This window comes from Mangrovicoccus sp. HB161399, from assembly GCF_013184745.1.
Classification (GTDB): domain Bacteria; phylum Pseudomonadota; class Alphaproteobacteria; order Rhodobacterales; family Rhodobacteraceae; genus Mangrovicoccus.
In genome coordinates this window covers 1-701 of sequence record NZ_JAATVU010000287.1, presented here as the reverse complement: position 1 = coordinate 701, position 701 = coordinate 1, and the positions used below count along the sequence as shown (strand labels likewise).

The following is a 701-nucleotide window of genomic DNA, read 5'->3' as shown; positions in this document are numbered from 1 at the left end:
CCTTGCCTGCTGCGGGATGGCTCATTTCGCCAGGGCGAGGGCTCCGCCGCCGATCAGGGCCTGGACCAGCAGGGCGACGGCCCAGAAGGCGGGGTATTCCCAGCCGCCGTTCTCGTTGGTGAACCAGAAGCCGTTCGGGCCGTGCGCCAGGATGGCGGCGCCCAGCAGCACCGGGATCAGCGCCAGCGCCACCAGGCTGGTCTGGACGCCGAGGATCAGCGCGATGCCGCCCAGGGTCTCGGCGGCGATGGTGACGTAGGCGAACCAGCCGGGCACGCCGAGCGAGGCGAAGAAGCCTGCGGCGCCGGCCGGGGTGAAGACGAAGCATTTCAGGTAGGCATGGGCCAGGAACAGCCCGCCCAGCGAGAGCCGGAGGACGAGGGCTGCGAGGGCGATGGCGCCGGGGGTGCCGAGGCCGAGGAAGGCGGTGATTGCGTTGAGTGCGGACATTGTCTTTCTCCTGCGGGGGAGCGCTGCGGCGCTCCGCTGTTGGTCATGGGGAGAAGCTAGTCCCGGCAGTCCTTCCATGATATGGCGAAGGTGGCAAATGACCTTCCACGCATTGTTCCTTAACGGATCAGCTGCCGCCCAGCATCCGCGTCAGCGCCGTGGTCAGGAAGGCCTCCGCCTCGCCGAAGCGCCCGGCACTGCGCGCCTCGCCCAGCACGGCGCAGACCTGCAGGTCGAAATCGGCATAGTGC

1 protein-coding gene is annotated in these 701 nt (G+C 68.8%); it reads right to left on the bottom strand.

All coding sequences use genetic code 11. The features are described 5' to 3' along the window. Window positions 1–21: 21 nt before the first annotated feature. Window positions 22–450 carry a DoxX family protein gene (locus tag HCC78_RS32935; protein WP_172332871.1) on the bottom strand — a complete coding sequence of 143 codons (429 nt, stop codon included), beginning with the start codon at window positions 448–450 and terminating at the stop codon, window positions 22–24. Window positions 451–701: the final 251 nt, after the last annotated feature.